At 50.2% G+C, this 15,521-nt stretch carries 10 protein-coding genes; 7 read left to right on the top strand and 3 right to left on the bottom strand.

Features of this window, described 5'->3' with window-relative positions; all coding sequences use genetic code 11:
• From dnaK to hrcA, 3 genes are all read right to left on the bottom strand, one after another.
• Positions 1-1,845, bottom strand: coding sequence for a molecular chaperone DnaK (gene dnaK / locus B9Y59_RS01475; protein WP_054323786.1), 1,845 nt, complete (start codon positions 1,843-1,845; stop codon positions 1-3).
• Between the two features lie 80 nt (positions 1,846-1,925).
• The gene (gene grpE / locus B9Y59_RS01480; RefSeq protein WP_054323785.1) at positions 1,926-2,522 is read right to left on the bottom strand and encodes a nucleotide exchange factor GrpE; all 597 of its coding nucleotides are present in this window, start codon (positions 2,520-2,522) and stop codon (positions 1,926-1,928) included.
• A gap of 51 nt (positions 2,523-2,573) precedes the next feature.
• Positions 2,574-3,605, bottom strand: a complete 1,032-nt coding sequence (gene hrcA / locus B9Y59_RS01485; protein WP_085531365.1) for a heat-inducible transcriptional repressor HrcA — start codon at positions 3,603-3,605, stop codon at positions 2,574-2,576.
• A 784-nt stretch (positions 3,606-4,389) separates the two neighbouring features.
• On the opposite strand from hrcA, the gene B9Y59_RS01490 reads away from it, so the two are divergent.
• The 7 genes from B9Y59_RS01490 (at position 4,390) to B9Y59_RS01530 (ending at position 15,484) form a co-directional block, all read left to right on the top strand.
• Complete coding sequence (locus B9Y59_RS01490; RefSeq protein ID WP_054323784.1) at positions 4,390-5,082, top strand: iron-sulfur cluster assembly scaffold protein; 693 nt, start codon at positions 4,390-4,392, stop codon at positions 5,080-5,082.
• Positions 5,083-5,171: 89 nt separating this feature from the next.
• The gene (locus B9Y59_RS01495) at positions 5,172-6,179 is read left to right on the top strand and encodes a GGGtGRT protein (RefSeq protein ID WP_054323783.1); all 1,008 of its coding nucleotides are present in this window, start codon (positions 5,172-5,174) and stop codon (positions 6,177-6,179) included.
• A 1,382-nt stretch (positions 6,180-7,561) separates the two neighbouring features.
• The gene (locus tag B9Y59_RS01510; RefSeq protein ID WP_054323781.1) at positions 7,562-8,053 is read left to right on the top strand and encodes a sigma-70 family RNA polymerase sigma factor; all 492 of its coding nucleotides are present in this window, start codon (positions 7,562-7,564) and stop codon (positions 8,051-8,053) included.
• A 96-nt stretch (positions 8,054-8,149) separates the two neighbouring features.
• A complete protein-coding gene (locus B9Y59_RS01515; protein ID WP_158088909.1) occupies positions 8,150-9,022 on the top strand; it encodes a DUF3298 and DUF4163 domain-containing protein in 873 nt (290 codons plus the stop codon).
• Positions 9,023-10,422: 1,400 nt separating this feature from the next.
• Complete coding sequence (rlmB, locus tag B9Y59_RS01520; protein ID WP_054323832.1) at positions 10,423-11,193, top strand: 23S rRNA (guanosine(2251)-2'-O)-methyltransferase RlmB; 771 nt, start codon at positions 10,423-10,425, stop codon at positions 11,191-11,193.
• A gap of 16 nt (positions 11,194-11,209) precedes the next feature.
• Complete coding sequence (locus B9Y59_RS01525; protein ID WP_085531373.1) at positions 11,210-14,857, top strand: hypothetical protein; 3,648 nt, start codon at positions 11,210-11,212, stop codon at positions 14,855-14,857.
• A gap of 15 nt (positions 14,858-14,872) precedes the next feature.
• Positions 14,873-15,484 carry a pentapeptide repeat-containing protein gene (locus B9Y59_RS01530; RefSeq protein ID WP_054323777.1) on the top strand — a complete coding sequence of 204 codons (612 nt, stop codon included), beginning with the start codon at positions 14,873-14,875 and terminating at the stop codon, positions 15,482-15,484.
• Positions 15,485-15,521: the final 37 nt, after the last annotated feature.

Raw genomic sequence — 15,521 nt, forward strand, 5'->3', positions numbered from 1 at the left:
TTATTTATTGTTGTTGTCATCGACGTCCTTGTACTCTGCGTCATAGACCGGATTGCCGTTTGTATCCTGCGCCGGGGCCCCCGCATTATCTGCCGGCTGGCCGCCTTGCGGTGCAGCTGCCTTATACAGCTTTTCGGAAACGGCATACAAAGCTTTTTGCAGTTCTTCTGTACGGCTCTTGATATCCGCGACATCATTGCCGGAAACCGCCTGCTTCAGCGCATTGGACTTTGCTTCCAGGTCGCTCTTGTCAGAGGCGTCCATCTTATCGCCGCTGTCCTTTATCAGTTTTTCGACCGAGTAGCAGAGATTCTCCGCCTCGTTCTTTGTATCGACCTCTTCGCGGCGCTTTTTATCCTCTGCGGCATACTTTTCCGCATCCTTGACAGCCTTATCGATGTCGTCCTTGCTCATATTGGAACTGGAAGAAATCGTGATGTGCTGCTCTTTGCCGGTTGCAAGGTCCTTTGCAGAAACGTTGACGATGCCGTTTGCATCGATGTCGAACGTGACCTCGATCTGGGGGATGCCGCGCGGTGCGGGTGCAATGCCGTCCAACTTGAACAGCCCCAACTGCTTGTTATCGCGCGCGAATTCACGTTCACCCTGCAGTACGTTGACTTCGACCTGTGTCTGGCCATCCGCAGCCGTGGAGAAGATCTGGCTCTTCTTAGTCGGGATGGTGGTATTGCGCTCGATTACCTTCGTCATGACGCCGCCCATGGTCTCAACGCCGAGGGACAGGGGCGTGACATCCAGCAACAACAAGCCTTCGACTTCGCCGCCGAGCACGCCTGCCTGCAATGCAGCGCCAATGGCAACGCATTCATCCGGGTTGATGCCCTTGAACGGCTCCTTGCCAGTCAGCTTCTTAACCTCTTCCTGAACAGCCGGGATTCTGGAAGAACCGCCGACGAGCAGAACCTTGCTGATCTGGCTGAACTGCAAACCGGCATCCTGCATAGCCTGACGAACCGGGCCAATGGTCTTTTCTACGAGGTCAGCGGTCAGTTCATTGAACTTTGCGCGGGTCAACGTCATATCGAGATGCTTTGGACCGGTGGCATCGGCGGTGATAAACGGCAGGTTGATTTGGCTCGAAGTCATGCCGGACAGTTCGATCTTTGCCTTTTCTGCCGCTTCCTTCAGTCTCTGCATCGCCATCTTGTCGCCGGAGAGATCAATTCCGCTCTCCTGTTTAAAGGAGCTGACCATCCAATCGATGATGCGCTTATCAAAATCGTCGCCGCCCAAGCGGTTGTTGCCAGCAGTTGCAAGAACCTCCTGAACACCGTCGCCCATCTCGATGATGGAAACGTCGAATGTACCGCCGCCGAGGTCATACACCATGATCTTCTGCTCTTCGCCCTTGTCGATGCCATAGGACAGAGCAGCTGCGGTCGGTTCATTGATAATGCGCTTTACATCAAGACCGGCAATCTTGCCGGCATCTTTTGTAGCCTGACGCTGTGCGTCGGTGAAGTATGCCGGAACAGTGATAACCGCAGAGGTGACCGTTTCGCCCAGATAGGCCTCTGCATCTGCCTTCAGCTTTTGCAAAATCATTGCAGAAATTTCCTGCGGGGTGTAGCTCTTGTCGTCGATAGCCACTTTATAGTTGGAACCCATCTCTCTCTTGATGGAAGAAATGGTGCGGTCTGGATTCGTGATCGCTTGGCGCTTTGCCACCTGACCCACCATGCGCTCGCCAGTTTTGGAGAATGCCACTACGGACGGCGTTGTACGCGCCCCTTCTGCGTTGGCAATTACGACCGGCTCGCCGCCCTCAATTACGGCTACGCAGGAATTTGTTGTACCAAGGTCAATACCAATTGTCTTACTCATAATCTATACCTCCAGTTTTGATTCGGTTGTTTTCGTCAGTAATTTATATTTGGAAAGGGGATTGCGGGATGGCGAACCGCTCAGTTTGCAACCACGACCGTTGCATGCCGGACGACTTTGTCGCCGATCTTATATCCCTTCTGATAAACCTGTGCGACCACATTTTCCGCTGCGCTCTCGTCATCGATGTGCGATACAGCATTGTGTAACTCCGGGTTGAACGCCTCCCCTGCGACGCCCATCTCGGCCACGCCTAGCTTTTCCAGTGCCCTTTTCAGCTGTGTCTGGACCATTTCAACGCCCTTGCGCAGATCTTCGACACTGCACTCCTGTTGCTCGAGCGCGCGCTCCAGATTGTCTGCCACCGGCAGAAATTCCAGCACCGCTGCGGCTGTCGCGTCGGAATAAATCGCCGCTTTTTCACGCTCGGTCCGCTTGCGGAAATTGTCATATTCCGCTGCGGTGCGCAAAAATTGATCTTTTTGCTTTTTCAGGGCCTCCTCTGCTTCTTCAAGCTTTTTCTGCATCGCTTCTTTCTCTGCTTTGGCCTTTTTGCCGCCAAAGCCTCCTTTGTCCTTTTTGTCTGCCTTTTCCGCTTGTTCGGAAGCCTCCGGTTCCGCGCTCGCCTGCGGTTCAGTTCCGGCCTCTGTCTGCGGATTCTTTTCCTCCGTATTCAACTGCCCGGACCCTCCTTCGTTTTAAATTGCGCCTTTTGCGCTCTATCATGATTAAGCATTATAATCCATCAATTCGGTAAGCATTTTTCCCACTGCATCGGATAGATACTCCATGTGGGAGATCACCTTGGCATAATTCATGCGCATGGGACCGATGATCGCCAGCGCACCAGCATCTTTGCCTCCAACGGTATAGCGGGAGATCACCACACTGGAATCTTTCAATTCCGGCCGGCCGGTCTCATCGCCGATCAGTACCTTCACACTCTTGCTCCGCTGTTCCAACAGACGGTTCAATTCATCTGCCCGTGCCAAAAAATCCATCATCCGGCGCGCCGTAAGGGAAAGTTCTGGATAAAAAAGGAGATTCGTCTGTCCCTCCATACAGATTTCCGCCTGCATGGAATCCCGAGCGACATCGAGAACAGCCATGAACGCAGAGGACATCAGGATCGCCATTTCTCCCATCGAGGCCGCCATATTTTGAATAAAGGCGGGCGTTACCTCTGAAACGGGCATTCCAGCCAACCGCTCATTAAACACCCGGAAAAACACCCGTAAGATTTCTTGGGACAGATCAAAATCGCAATGGAATACGCACGTTTTCATGGTCCCAGCAGAGGTCATCAAAATAACCATCGCTGTCCGGCGACTCGTCTGTACGAACTGAATCGCGCGGATATTGGCGCCACGCCCGCTCGGCGTAGTTGACACTGCGGCAAACCGCGTAGCGGCTGCCAGAACTCTGGAGACGCCGTCCAGCAACTTTTCCGGGTCATAGGCGCTGGAGAGCAGCTGGCTGTCCAGGAAACGCTTCTCCTCGCGGGTGACGGGCTTTCTTTTCATCAGGGTGTCGATATAAACTCGATACCCCATCTGTGTGGGCACTCTGCCCGCCGAGGTGTGCGGTTGGTCCAAAAGTCCCATTTCGGCCAAATCGCTCATTTCATTGCGAACAGTGGCAGAAGAGACCGCAAAGTCTAGGTTGTCACAAAGCGCCTTTGAACCGACTGGCTCGCCGGTAGAAACATACAATTCGACGACTGCTGCCAGGATTTTTTTCTTCCGTTCGCTGAGTTCCAACCTTCCCACCTCTTTTATTTAGGTTTTAGTTTTAGCACTCTTTTAGATCGAGTGCTAACTCTAGTTATTAATTTATCATTACTTTGCCCGATTGTCAATAAGATAAATGTAAATTAATTATGAATCTGCCAAGAGAAAACCAAACAATTTGCGCAAAAATCGGAAAAGAGGAAGGCAAGATATGCTCTTTGCAATTTTGGGCGTCTTCCGAGCAGCCTTTTGGTACGGTTTTCCCTACACAATATAGAAGGAACCCCTCTTGACCTGGCAGAACCCTTTGAGCGGTTCCATCGATAGAGCGATTGCTTGGATTCTGCTTTATCCTGGGGTACATGAACAAACAGGTCGAATCGTTTCTGACGGTGGATTTCCAGTGGATATTTGAGATGGTATATTTTATTGGTATTGTGTTCGTTTGAAATAAGTTTGATTCAGCTGATTCTCTCACGGATCCAATGGCGGCCAGTGAGAGAATCAGCCCCTCTCAATGAACTTGTTTTGGCAAGAACTCTGTTACAGCTGATTGGAAAGGAGAATTTCCTACATTGAGAGGTCTTTACCTATGGCCTGTGCTTACCAGAACGGTACAATTGTTTTTGATCGAAAGACACTGTATAAAAAGCAGGCTGTCCACTTTCCAGAGTTTCCCGAAAAGCAAGGAAAATCGAGAGGGATTTCCTATAATTTTGCCTGGACAAACTCTTGCTAAAATTCGGAAAATGGCCTATAATCAACATGTATGGTGGTTAAACCAAGGAAACTTGAAACCGAAAGGAGTACCGATATGAATTATTCCCATGAAGTGGAAAACATGTGTCCTGTAGCCAAAGGTCCCCATCACGGTCCCGCACCCATCCCGGAGGAGGGCAAGTGGGTAAAAGCCTACGAGATCAAAGACATCTCCGGCCTGTCCCATGGTGTGGGCTGGTGTGCACCGCAGCAGGGCGCTTGCAAATTGACCCTGAATGTAAAAGATGGCATTGTGCAGGAGGCTTTGGTGGAAACCCTGGGCTGCTCCGGCATGACCCATTCTGCCGCTATGGCAGCAGAAATTCTCCCGGGTAAGACTCTGTTGGAGTGCTTGAATACCGACCTCGTTTGCGATGCAATCAACGTCGCAATGCGCGAGATCTTTAAGCAGCTGGCCTATGGCCGCAGCCAGACCGCGTTCTCCGAGGATGGTTTGCCGATCGGCGCAAGCCTGGAAGACTTGGGCAAGGGCCTGCGTTCCCAGGTTGGCACTATGTTCAGCACGGGTGCAAAGGGCGTCCGCTACATGGAGATGGCCGAAGGCTATGTTCTCAAGACCGCTCTGGACGAAAACAATGAGGTCATCGGCTATCAGTTTGTCAAACTTGGCAAGATGATGGAAGATATCCGCCACGGTGTGGACCCGAAGACTGCTTATGAGCAGAATATCGGCCAATATGGCCGCTTTGACGGCGCGGCGAAGTACATCGATCCGCGTGAAGAATAATTCGGCAGGGAACATACCGAACTTTCCAAATCAGGCGTATCCCAACTGGGGGATCGCTGAAGAAAGCAGAATAAAGGAGGACAACTTACATGGCTAACGATGTCAAGTTTGAAGGTAAAGAAAGAAGAATGCCCAAAATCGAAAAGTGCCTTGCCGAGTATGGCCTTGCCAGCCTCGAAGATGCGCGCGACCTTTGCCTGAGCAAAGGAATCGATGTGGATAAAATTGTCAAGGGTGTACAGCCCATTGCGTTTGAGAACGCCAGCTGGGCGTATACATTGGGTTGCGCAGTTGCTCTGAAGAAGGGTTGCGCTTCCGCCGCAGATGCTGCAGAGTCAATCGGCATTGGCTTGCAGGCATTCTGCATCCCGGGTTCTGTTGCAGAGAACCGTAAGGTTGGTCTGGGCCACGGCAACTTGGGCGCACGGTTGCTCCGCGACGAAACCAAGTGCTTTGCATTCCTCGCGGGTCACGAGTCTTTTGCTGCGGCAGAAGGTGCAATCGGCATTGCCAAGACGGCAAACCGTGCCCGTAAAGAGCCGCTCCGCATTATCCTGAATGGCTTGGGCAAGGATGCTGCATACATCATTTCCAGAATCAATGGTTTCACCTATGTGAAGACCGATTACGACTTCTTCAACGACGAGTTGACCGTTGTGGAGGAAAAGGCATTCTCCGAGGGCGAGCGTGCGGCAGTCAAGTGCTACGGCGCAAATGACGTCCTCGAAGGTGTTGCGATTATGAAGAAGGAGGGTGTGGACGTCTCCATCACCGGTAACTCCACCAACCCGACCCGCTTCCAGCATTTGGTTGCTGGTACTTATAAGAAATGGGCAATCGAGAATAACCGTCCGTATTTCTCCGTTGCTTCCGGCGGCGGCACAGGCCGTACCCTGCATCCGGACAATATGGCGGCTGGCCCGGCTTCCTATGGCTTGACCGACTCTATGGGCCGTATGCATGGCGATGCACAGTTCGCAGGTTCTTCTTCTGTTCCGGCGCACGTCGAGATGATGGGCTTGATCGGAATGGGCAACAACCCGATGGTTGGTGCGACTGTGGCATGTGCAGTTGCCGTATATGAGGCCTGCAAATAATTGGACAATCGGGTTGCCAGATAGTCCGGCAAGCCTGATTGAGAGAGTAATATAAAAAATGTTCAAAGCTCCCGCAGATGGGCGGGACGCTTGCCAGCACGCTGCGGCGTGCTGGCTCCGGCCGCAAAGCGTCCGGGAAGGCGGTTCATACCGCCTTTTAGCGTCCCGTTTGCCGGGGGCTTTTTCTCTTTTATAAGATCCCATTCGGTTTTATGTTTCGGTTAGAAACAAAAGATATTTCAGTGAACTCTTTATGCTTATAAAGCGGCACCGGGAAGGAATCCTTCTGTGCAGGCTGGCGGAGGCGTAATCGAGCGCCATTTGGTTACGGCCCCACTTCGAAATAAACAGAGGAATACAATATTATAATGTAGGCGTTTTTGGAAGAATGCCATGTTGATTTGGCAAATTGTTTCAGGAACAAACATCTCAATATATCGAAATCAATATTTTTAACAGGGACAGCCACCGCAAAAGGCGGGGTATCCCTATCGCTATTAAACGAACGGATATTTGTAATAGGGATAGAAGTGGTAAAGCGACAGCCACAAAAGGCGGGGCCCCTATCGCTATTAAACGAACGGATATTTGTAATAGGAATAGAAGTGGTAAAACGACGGCCACAAAAGGCGGGGCCCCTATCGCCATTAAGCTAATGAACGTTTTTATAGGGACAGTCGCCGCAAAGGTAGGGCATCCTTGTTGCTATTAAGCCAACGGATACTGTTTTATCAAATATTAAAGCGACAAAGAGCATCCAATATGGAACAATCCACGAAGCAATTGATAAAGAATACGTTACTGAATCGATTAGAGAGAAAAGCTGTACGAGAAGGTGTAAGTGAATGGGTCGAGGCATTCATTCGAAGGGATGACTGGATAAATATAACCAATATAGTAGTATGGAATTCTCTGGAAATTATCTCGAATATGGATGCAAAAACTACCCCGCACAGGATCCTTATGTGAGTGAGAATATAAAAGATAGGATGGAGCACGATCCCAATTGGTAGAGCGAAACACGGCCAGGGGCGGCGGGATTTGGATACAAAAACCATTCGCTCAGGAACCATAATGGATTAACGAAGGAGTTGCCTTTCTTTTAAGGCAGCTCCTTGCTTATACCCTCCCGCAATGAATACAGATTTAGTTGGGTACATCCAACTCCGGAAACAAAAAAGAAGATGGAAAGCCTCATGATGAAGCGGGACCCACAGGAATTGCCATTACCCCTGGGGAATGGGAGGGGAGAATACAGGATTCAAAAAGTGGTCGGAGGTTTTCTCCATAGACAGCTTTTCACATTTGTATCAACTTTTTTGGGCTGGGAAGCGTCTAATAGACAGAATAAGAAATATAGAACAGATTGGTGGGGCTGGATTATGGCAACAACCCAGGATTTTCGGGAGTATATCACACAGAATCAGCAGGCTTTTTATCGCCTGGCTTATAGTTATACCAAAAACAGTGATGCGGCATTGGATGTGGTGCAGGATGCAGTCGTCAAGGGGATAGAAAAGCTGCATACGCTTCGAAATCCCGCTTATATGAAGACATGGTTCTATCGGATTCTGGTAAATCAGGCCCTTACTTACTTGCGAGGAAAAAAGGTTGTCTCCCTCGAAGAATATACGGAATCCACCTGCCCAGCCGCAGAGGAACAGGATGTCGCACAGAATGTAGATCTTTATCGTGCGGTTCAGGGCCTGGAGCCCATATTGCGAACCATTGTGATTTTACGCTTTTTTGAGGATATGAAGCTGGAAGATATTGCGGCTATCACTGGAGCACCGCTCAGTACGGTGAAGTCGCGTTTATATAAAGCACTCAAGCTTTTAAAGGTCGACCTTCAAGGGGAGGTGGTCACAACATAGTGTCCTATAAAAACCATGATAGCTCTGAGCTTGGTCTACGGTCACCCGGGAATGCCGTAGGAACAAACTTTTATATATATGTTTAGGAGGATACCAATGATGACAAATTTTGAAAAGGCGAAAAAAGTTTATGAATCCATGGAAATTCCGGAGCAGCTTCCAAATGTTATAGATCAGGCGTTTGTACGGGCATCCTCTCGTCGAAGGATCGCTTGGTACAGACCAGTTTTGTCCGCCGCCGCAGCTGTGTGTATCCTATTTGTTGCACTTCTGAATCTCAGTTCCACCTTTGCCAGTGCTATGGCTGAGGTCCCCGTGCTGGGAAATGTAGCGAAAGTATTGACATTTCGTTCGTATTCCATTGAGACAGACTCCGAATGGATCACAGTCAATCAACCATCCATTGCTGGAACAGGAAATACAGAACTGGAGAAACGCGTCAACAGGGAGATTCAAGAAAAAATAGACGCCATTGTTGCTGACGCCCGCCAAGAAGCCAAACAGAATCGGGAGGAAGCGATTGCACAAGGGCAGGACCCCACGGAATGGATGCCGGTTATTTTGGATATTACCTATGAGATCAAGAGTTCTAACGAAAAAACATTGTCCTTTGTCATTCATAAGACAGAGACAGCGGCAAGCGCTTATACACAACAGATATTCTACAATCTCGAACTGTCCTCCGGAAAGGATCTCACCTTGGAAGATGTATTGGGACCGGACTATAAAGAGATCGCTAACCAAGCAATCCAAGAAACCATCGATCAACGTATCGCAGAAGATCCGGTACAGTGGCCCTACTTTGTTCCAACACCGGATATGCCGGATGAGGGATTCCAGGGGATAACCGATGACCAAAAATTTTATATCGATGGTAGCGGCAATGTGGTTATCAGTTTTGATGAGTATGAAATTGGACCGGGCTCTATGGGAATCCAAAATTTTACGGTTGGAAAGTCATTGGTTTAAGGCCGGTTTTTCCTCCGTTTCAAGGAAGAAGGATGACGGACTTTATTACAAACATAAAAGGCATTGAATGGGGATGTCAGACCATTACTTCTTATCTGGACCGTTTAGGCAACGAGATGTCCCATACTTATGGCTGGATGCCAACAAAGTCAAGGTACGTTTATAGTAACAAGACGCGTCCTACAAGAGGCAACAGGGCCATAGGATGATGCCCATATAATAGCAATCCCCCGTATGATTGAACTCATACGGGGGATTCTGTCTATCATTCCATCTTGCGGTTCACAGGGAAAATTCGCTTACACGGTGCGAGGGGCGGTCCCTTGACAGCATCAGAACGACAAAACACTCTCGGGCCACAAGCTTTTGTTGGATGAAAATAAGGCGCCGAAAGGCGTATGATGCGCCTGATAAAAGATGTAGAGGGAATTTTTGTCCGTTTTAGCAGTTGTTGCAGCGGTTCTTCCATGTAATGACTTGTTCGAGGATCGGACTCTTTCATGGATTAATTTATATAGGAGGGGGCTTTATCATTTTTAGAAATGCTATATTCTAAGAAGATATAAGGAAAAGCTGTTTTGGAATCCATCCGAAAATCCATGCAAGCAAAGAGAAATCAAACGCCCCAAGAACATAAAAAATAATCGTATCCATTGGGCAAGGAATTACACAACTTTCACCAATTTCCACAGAGTTTTCCACCTAGCTTTTCACACAAAATAGGGCAACATCTTTCTTTTAAAAAAACTATTTTCCAAAAAACCGCATGGGAATGCGGTTTTATACGTCTTGTATTTCCACAGGTTTACATAAACCACGTGGAAAACTCTGTGGAGAGTGTTGAAAACTTGGTGGAAACAGTGGAGAAATGCCGGGTGTAGCTTGTTTAAAGTTGGGAAAAAGCCCATCTATAAAATGTTATGTAAACGGATAAATGAAATGGTAAAAACTATGCGTAAAGTTTTTTTAGCTTTAAAAAGAAAAAAGAGCAAACTTTCCACATTTCCGCAAATGAACCCTTAGACTTTTCCACAAGAGTTGTCTCACAGAAGGATAAGGTTGTTTTCATACAACAAATCCATTATAATAATAACTTCAAATCGCATGAAAACCTTCTGTTTCTCTGTATCAGTCGTACACGGGGCAGATACGGAAGATAACTTGTCTGGAACTGTATTTTCATATCCTCACCGAGAGGATTTTATGGTATAATAACTTCACACTTGGAAGCGTAGGGGAACGTATAAGGGCGTTGTTCTACGATAGATAAAAAATGGGGAAGATAAAACCGTTCGAAAGAGGACTGCCAATCGTTTCCTTGAACGACCAATCGGAAAACTCGGCAGGCCAAAGGACTTTGGAATATTTGACTTTAACATAGGAAGCAGGGAAAGGTGTATATGAGCAAGGAAGAGCAGAGCCGCCGTGGGGAAGATGTGATCGCGGGCCGGAATGCGGTTACGGAAGCGTTGCGTAGCGGCCGTCCGATCGACAGTTTGTATGTCGCAAGGGGTACACATACGGGGAGCATTGGTGCATTGATTGCAAAAGCAAAGAAACAGGGGGTCACCATTAAGGAGGTAGACTCCAAAAAATTGGACTATTTGTGCGGTAACGCGGTACACCAGGGGGTAGTCGCCTTGGTTGCAGCGCATGCATACGCCACGCTGGAGGATCTTTTTGCTTTGGCGCAGGAGCGCGGCGAGCCGCCATTCTTTATTGTAGCGGATGAATTGGAGGACCCACACAATCTCGGCGCGATTCTTCGGACGGCGGAATGTGCAGGGGCTCATGGGGTCATTATCCCAAAACGCCGCTCGGTGGGATTGACCTATGCAGTCGGGAAGGCCTCTGCTGGGGCGGTGGAATATGTACCGGTTGCCCGCGTGACCAACATAGCGGCTGCATTGGAGGAGATCAAACAGCGTGGAGTTTGGACCTATGCGGCGGATATGGACGGACAGAATTGGTGTTCGGTGGATTATAAGGGGCCGGTTGCACTGGTGATCGGTTCGGAGGGATTCGGCGTCAGCCGTCTTGTAAAAGAAAAATGTGATTTTGTCATATCCCTGCCCATGAAGGGAAAAATAAACTCGCTGAATGCCTCGGTTGCATGTGGCGTGATCTGTTATGAGGTAGCGCGTCAGCGCAGTGGAATTGTGACCAAGTGAGACAGGGGGAAGAGGAATGGATAAAAAGACCAATATGCCCCACGACGACTTTTCCGTGGAAGAGATTTTACAAGAGGCGCGCCTGTTGCGTGAGCAGCAGGGAGAAGAGAATGCGATTCCTGCTACGGAGGAAGATGCCAAGCCTGCTCCGGAGCGTGCACGCGCATTGCCCGTCGATGAAACGCCCCAGACGGCTGCCCAACAACCGGTCAAGGAACCGGTGCACCGTCCAATAGAGCGCAAGGAGCCCGAACCGGCAAAAAAGATGGAAGAACCCGCCATTACTGCTCCGAAAACGGAGCGGATGCTCAAGGACACGCCCAAGGCGGACCCTATTCAATGGACAGAAACGCAGGAACCCGAGGAAGAAGAACCCCGAAAGTTGAGTTGGGCAGAGCGGCGAGCAGAAAAGAAACGTATGAAAGAGGAGCGCCGCCGGCTGAAAAAGCAGTCCGGCGTTTTCACATCGGAAGAAGAGGATATTTATTATGGACTGCAATTAAAGCCACTGGAAGAATACAAACAGCAGTATGAACAGACGCTTCAATCGAACAGTGGAAAATCCGGCACCGAGAAGGAAAAAGCAGGTTCTTCCATGAAACAGCCGGGTAAGCCCGTAGGAAGTCCGGTTGGGGACAAGACTGGTTCCATTTTTTCGTATTTGTTTGACTCAACAGACGAAGAGATGGATGAGGAGATTGCAGCCCGTTTTGAAACGTTGCATCAGGAACGTAAACAGCGTTTGGAGGAGACCGCCCGTCGAACAGGTGCCTTCCAAGTGCATGAGAATACCATAGAGATTCAATTTCCGAAGCGATCGCCGGAGGCGGTCAGCAACGCTGCAAATCCTCAGAAACCCGTTGAAAAAATTGGAACAGCTTCCCAAACAGCTGCGGCCGGGAAGCCGGATGAACCAGCCCAAAAGGTCGAGCCAGCTGCCCAAAAGATGGTGAAAAAACAAGAACCTGTAAAGCCGGTCGCAGAGCATAAGGTGCAGACGCCTCCTATTTTAGACGGATTCCCCGTAGGGGATGAGACCTTTGAATTTCCTGCAATGGGGAGCTTTGCACGGCCAGTGCAGAGGAAAGGGGCGGAAAAAACGGTTACTGCCCCGGATTTACCGGTGGAGGGAGAAACCTTTGAATTTCCAGCGGTTGGGGGATATGCGGTGCCGCCGCAGATCGAGGACACCCATCCGATCGAACCGCTACAACCGACAGAACCTACGAAGCCAACAGAGCCGGTTCAGCCAACAGAGCCCAAAACGCCAGTGAAGCCCCGAAAGGCGCCGAAACAAACGCCAGAGCAACCGGTTGAGCTGCCAGCTACCCCTGTTTCTACGCCGGAGGCTCCAGTCCATACAGAGCCGGGGACGCCTACGGTGATACCGGAAATGCCGGTTTCGCCCGATATGCAGCCTGTTGTAACGCCGATTCGTGGAGAAGAGTCCGCTTCGGCGGATACATACTCGCAGGAGAAGCCGTTACAGCCACGTCCTGGCGGGAAGGTACGGCGCGCCGACTATCGTCCGGCAGGTGTGACGCCGGTCCATGTGGTAGAATTACACGACTATGCAGAGGTCATTTTAAAAGAGGCAAAGACTTATCCAAAGGTCTCTACAAAGCTGCATACAACGCCGCTTCCTAAGCTCGAGGAAATGGCAGACGACCAGAAAGAGGAAGAAATCGCTCAAACCGTGGCGGAAAAGAAAACGGCCGAAGAAGCGCCTGCGCCGGAGTGGGAACCCATCGTCCCAGAGGCGGAGCGCCGGACAGCCGAGCGTTTCTCACAGAAGGACGAGCCCCAGCGGCAGGAGGACAAAGAGGAAATTGTTCCGCCTTTGCCCAAGAAAAAGAAGAAATTTTCCATTATGGGAGAGGAAGAACCCGACAACGATCCACAGGAAGATCTCCCAGAGGAACCGGACGAACTCGACGACTATCAAAGGCCGTCCGATGCGCCGTCTGTTACACATGAGCTTGGTTCCAGCTTGCGGGAGCTCACCCTTCGCCTGGCGGTGACGGGAATTGTCACCGTGTTGTTGCTGGCCCTGGGGGTTCTCGGAGAGATGACCAGCCTGTTGCCAGAGGCGATCCGGTTTACATTGCCGACGCAAACCTATCTGATTTTAAACCTTATCTTCTTGGGGATTGCTTCCCTGTTTTGTTGGGTCACCATATTCAACGGGATCAAATCCATGGTCAGTCTGCAGGCCAACTCCGACAGCGGCGTGGCGGTTGCTGCGGTTGCAGCGCTGATTCAAAGTGTCGCCTTGCTTTTTGCACCCGAGAGCGTCGCTTCGTCGAGCGTCCATGCCTATGCAGCGTTGGCTTCTGCAGCGCTTTTCTTGAATACCGCGGGAAAATTTTCGCTCATCAAACGCATTCGGCACAACTTCCGCTTTGTCGCATCGCCGGATCAGAAATATGCGGTGCAATATTTTGATGACCACAACACGGCGCTGCAAATGGCAAAAGGTTGTGTAGCGGATACCCCTGCTATTGCGTATCAAAACAAAGCAGGTTTCCTAAAGCATTTTTTGAGTTTAAGTTATGAAAATGATCCCAGTGACCAAAGTTCGCACATCATTGCGCCCATTGGCGCTATCCTGTCGTTGGTACTCTGTATTGTATATTATGTTTTGAACCAGGACGTGATCGGTGCGATTACGGTGTTTGCAGCGGCCACATGTATCAGCGTACCGATGATGAACATGTTGAGTGTAAATCTTCCCCTCGCGCGGCTGAGCAAATTGGCGACACGCTGTGGAGCAATGGTGGTTGGGTATCCCGCTGTGGAACATTTTTCCACCGCCAATGCTGTGGTGTTGGATGCGAAGGATCTGTTCCCGAAGGGAACCGTGATTCTCAATGGCATTAAAACTTTTGGAGGGCAACGGATCGATGACGCCATTGTGGACGCAACTGCGCTGATGTGCGCGACAGGCGGCCCTCTGAGCGACTTGTTTGATCAAATCATCAAGAGCCACCACGATATGCTCCCAAAGATTGAAAACCTCAGCTATGAGGATGACAAAGGAGTCGTCGGTTGGGTATCGGGCCGCCGGATTCTGGTCGGAAACCGGGATTTAATCAAGGCGTACGGCATTGAGCCTCCGTCAAGGGATTACGAAGAAAAGTATTTGCTGGGCGGCAAACAGGTGGTATACTTGGCTTCGGGCGGAGATCTGGTTGCAATGTTTGTTCTCTCCTATAATTCGGACCGCCGCCGTGCGGCCGAGCTTCGCCGGATGGAGGACAACGGTATCAGCTTGATTGTGCGCACCTGTGACCCAAACATCACTCCACGCTTGCTGGCGCAGGTGTTTGATCTGGATGAACACGGTGTTCGCGTGTTGCCAGAACGCTTGGGCAAAGAATACATGGACCTGGTCGAGGAGCCGGATGAGCGTGTCGATGCTCTGTTGGCAACCAAAGGGCGTCCAACCGCTATGATGCGTATGCTGACGGCCTGTGTGCGGCAGCGCAGCAATATCTCTGTAGCGATTGCCCTACAGACCGTGGCGGTGGTTTTAGGTTTTCTGCTGGTGGCATTTCTGGCCTGTTATTCGGGCCTCAAACAACTCAGTACAGCCGCTCTGCTATTATTTGAACTGTTCTGGCTGGTAGCAGTGCTGATCGTTCCACGGCTACGCAAGCCTTGACCGGAGGAGAACACCATGGAACTTGCATTGACGGCCAAACAATATGAGGGGCAGGACCTGGGCGATGTGGATTTTGCGGACCGGGAACTGCGCGGTGTGCGCTTTGTCAACTGCCGGTTTTACGGGGCGGCGATGAGTGGGTTGTTCACACGGGACTGTGCCTTTTTGAACTGCATTTTTTCGTTTGCCGCTTTGAATGGAAGCGTCCATATCGCTACCTTGTTCCAAAACTGTACGTTTAACGGGGCCAGTTTGTTTAGCGCAGAAATGAAGGACTGTAAGTGCAGTGGCAGCAGTTTTGCCGGCGCCAATCTAACAGGTTTCACGCTCCACGGCGGAAATTTTTCGGATACTGTCTTTGATGGCTGTGACCTGCGCATGATGGACCTACAAGGAATCTGCTTCTCTCATGCATTTTTTCAAGGCGCCAACTTGGAAAAAGCGGATCTACGCGGCTGTGACTGTTCACATGCCGTATTTGCAGATGCTTTTTTGAAAGGAACGGATCTGCGCGGCGCCAAATTAAACGGTGTGGATGTGCGGAGGATGCGTTTCCAGAACACCCGAATCGATTTGGAGCAGGCGGTTCAGTTTGCGGAAAGTTTGGGATGCACACTATCCGGTTGACCAAAAGCACACAGGGAGGCCCTAGAACTCCTTTTGT

This window comes from Anaeromassilibacillus sp. Marseille-P3371 (genome assembly GCF_900169665.1).
GTDB lineage: Bacteria > Bacillota > Clostridia > Oscillospirales > Acutalibacteraceae > Anaeromassilibacillus.

What these genes read in the sequence shown, in the direction of transcription:
- rlmB (WP_054323832.1), top strand. Translation starts at nt 10,423, where the DNA reads ATGAGCAAGGAAGAGCAGAGCCGCCGTGGGGAAGATGTGATCGCGGGC.
- B9Y59_RS01510 (WP_054323781.1), top strand. Translation starts at nt 7,562, where the DNA reads ATGGCAACAACCCAGGATTTTCGGGAGTATATCACACAGAATCAGCAG.
- B9Y59_RS01515 (WP_158088909.1), top strand. Translation starts at nt 8,150, where the DNA reads ATGATGACAAATTTTGAAAAGGCGAAAAAAGTTTATGAATCCATGGAA.
- B9Y59_RS01490 (WP_054323784.1), top strand. Translation starts at nt 4,390, where the DNA reads ATGAATTATTCCCATGAAGTGGAAAACATGTGTCCTGTAGCCAAAGGT.
- B9Y59_RS01495 (WP_054323783.1), top strand. Translation starts at nt 5,172, where the DNA reads ATGGCTAACGATGTCAAGTTTGAAGGTAAAGAAAGAAGAATGCCCAAA.
- B9Y59_RS01525 (WP_085531373.1), top strand. Translation starts at nt 11,210, where the DNA reads ATGGATAAAAAGACCAATATGCCCCACGACGACTTTTCCGTGGAAGAG.
- B9Y59_RS01530 (WP_054323777.1), top strand. Translation starts at nt 14,873, where the DNA reads ATGGAACTTGCATTGACGGCCAAACAATATGAGGGGCAGGACCTGGGC.
- dnaK (WP_054323786.1), bottom strand. Translation starts at nt 1,845, where the DNA reads ATGAGTAAGACAATTGGTATTGACCTTGGTACAACAAATTCCTGCGTA.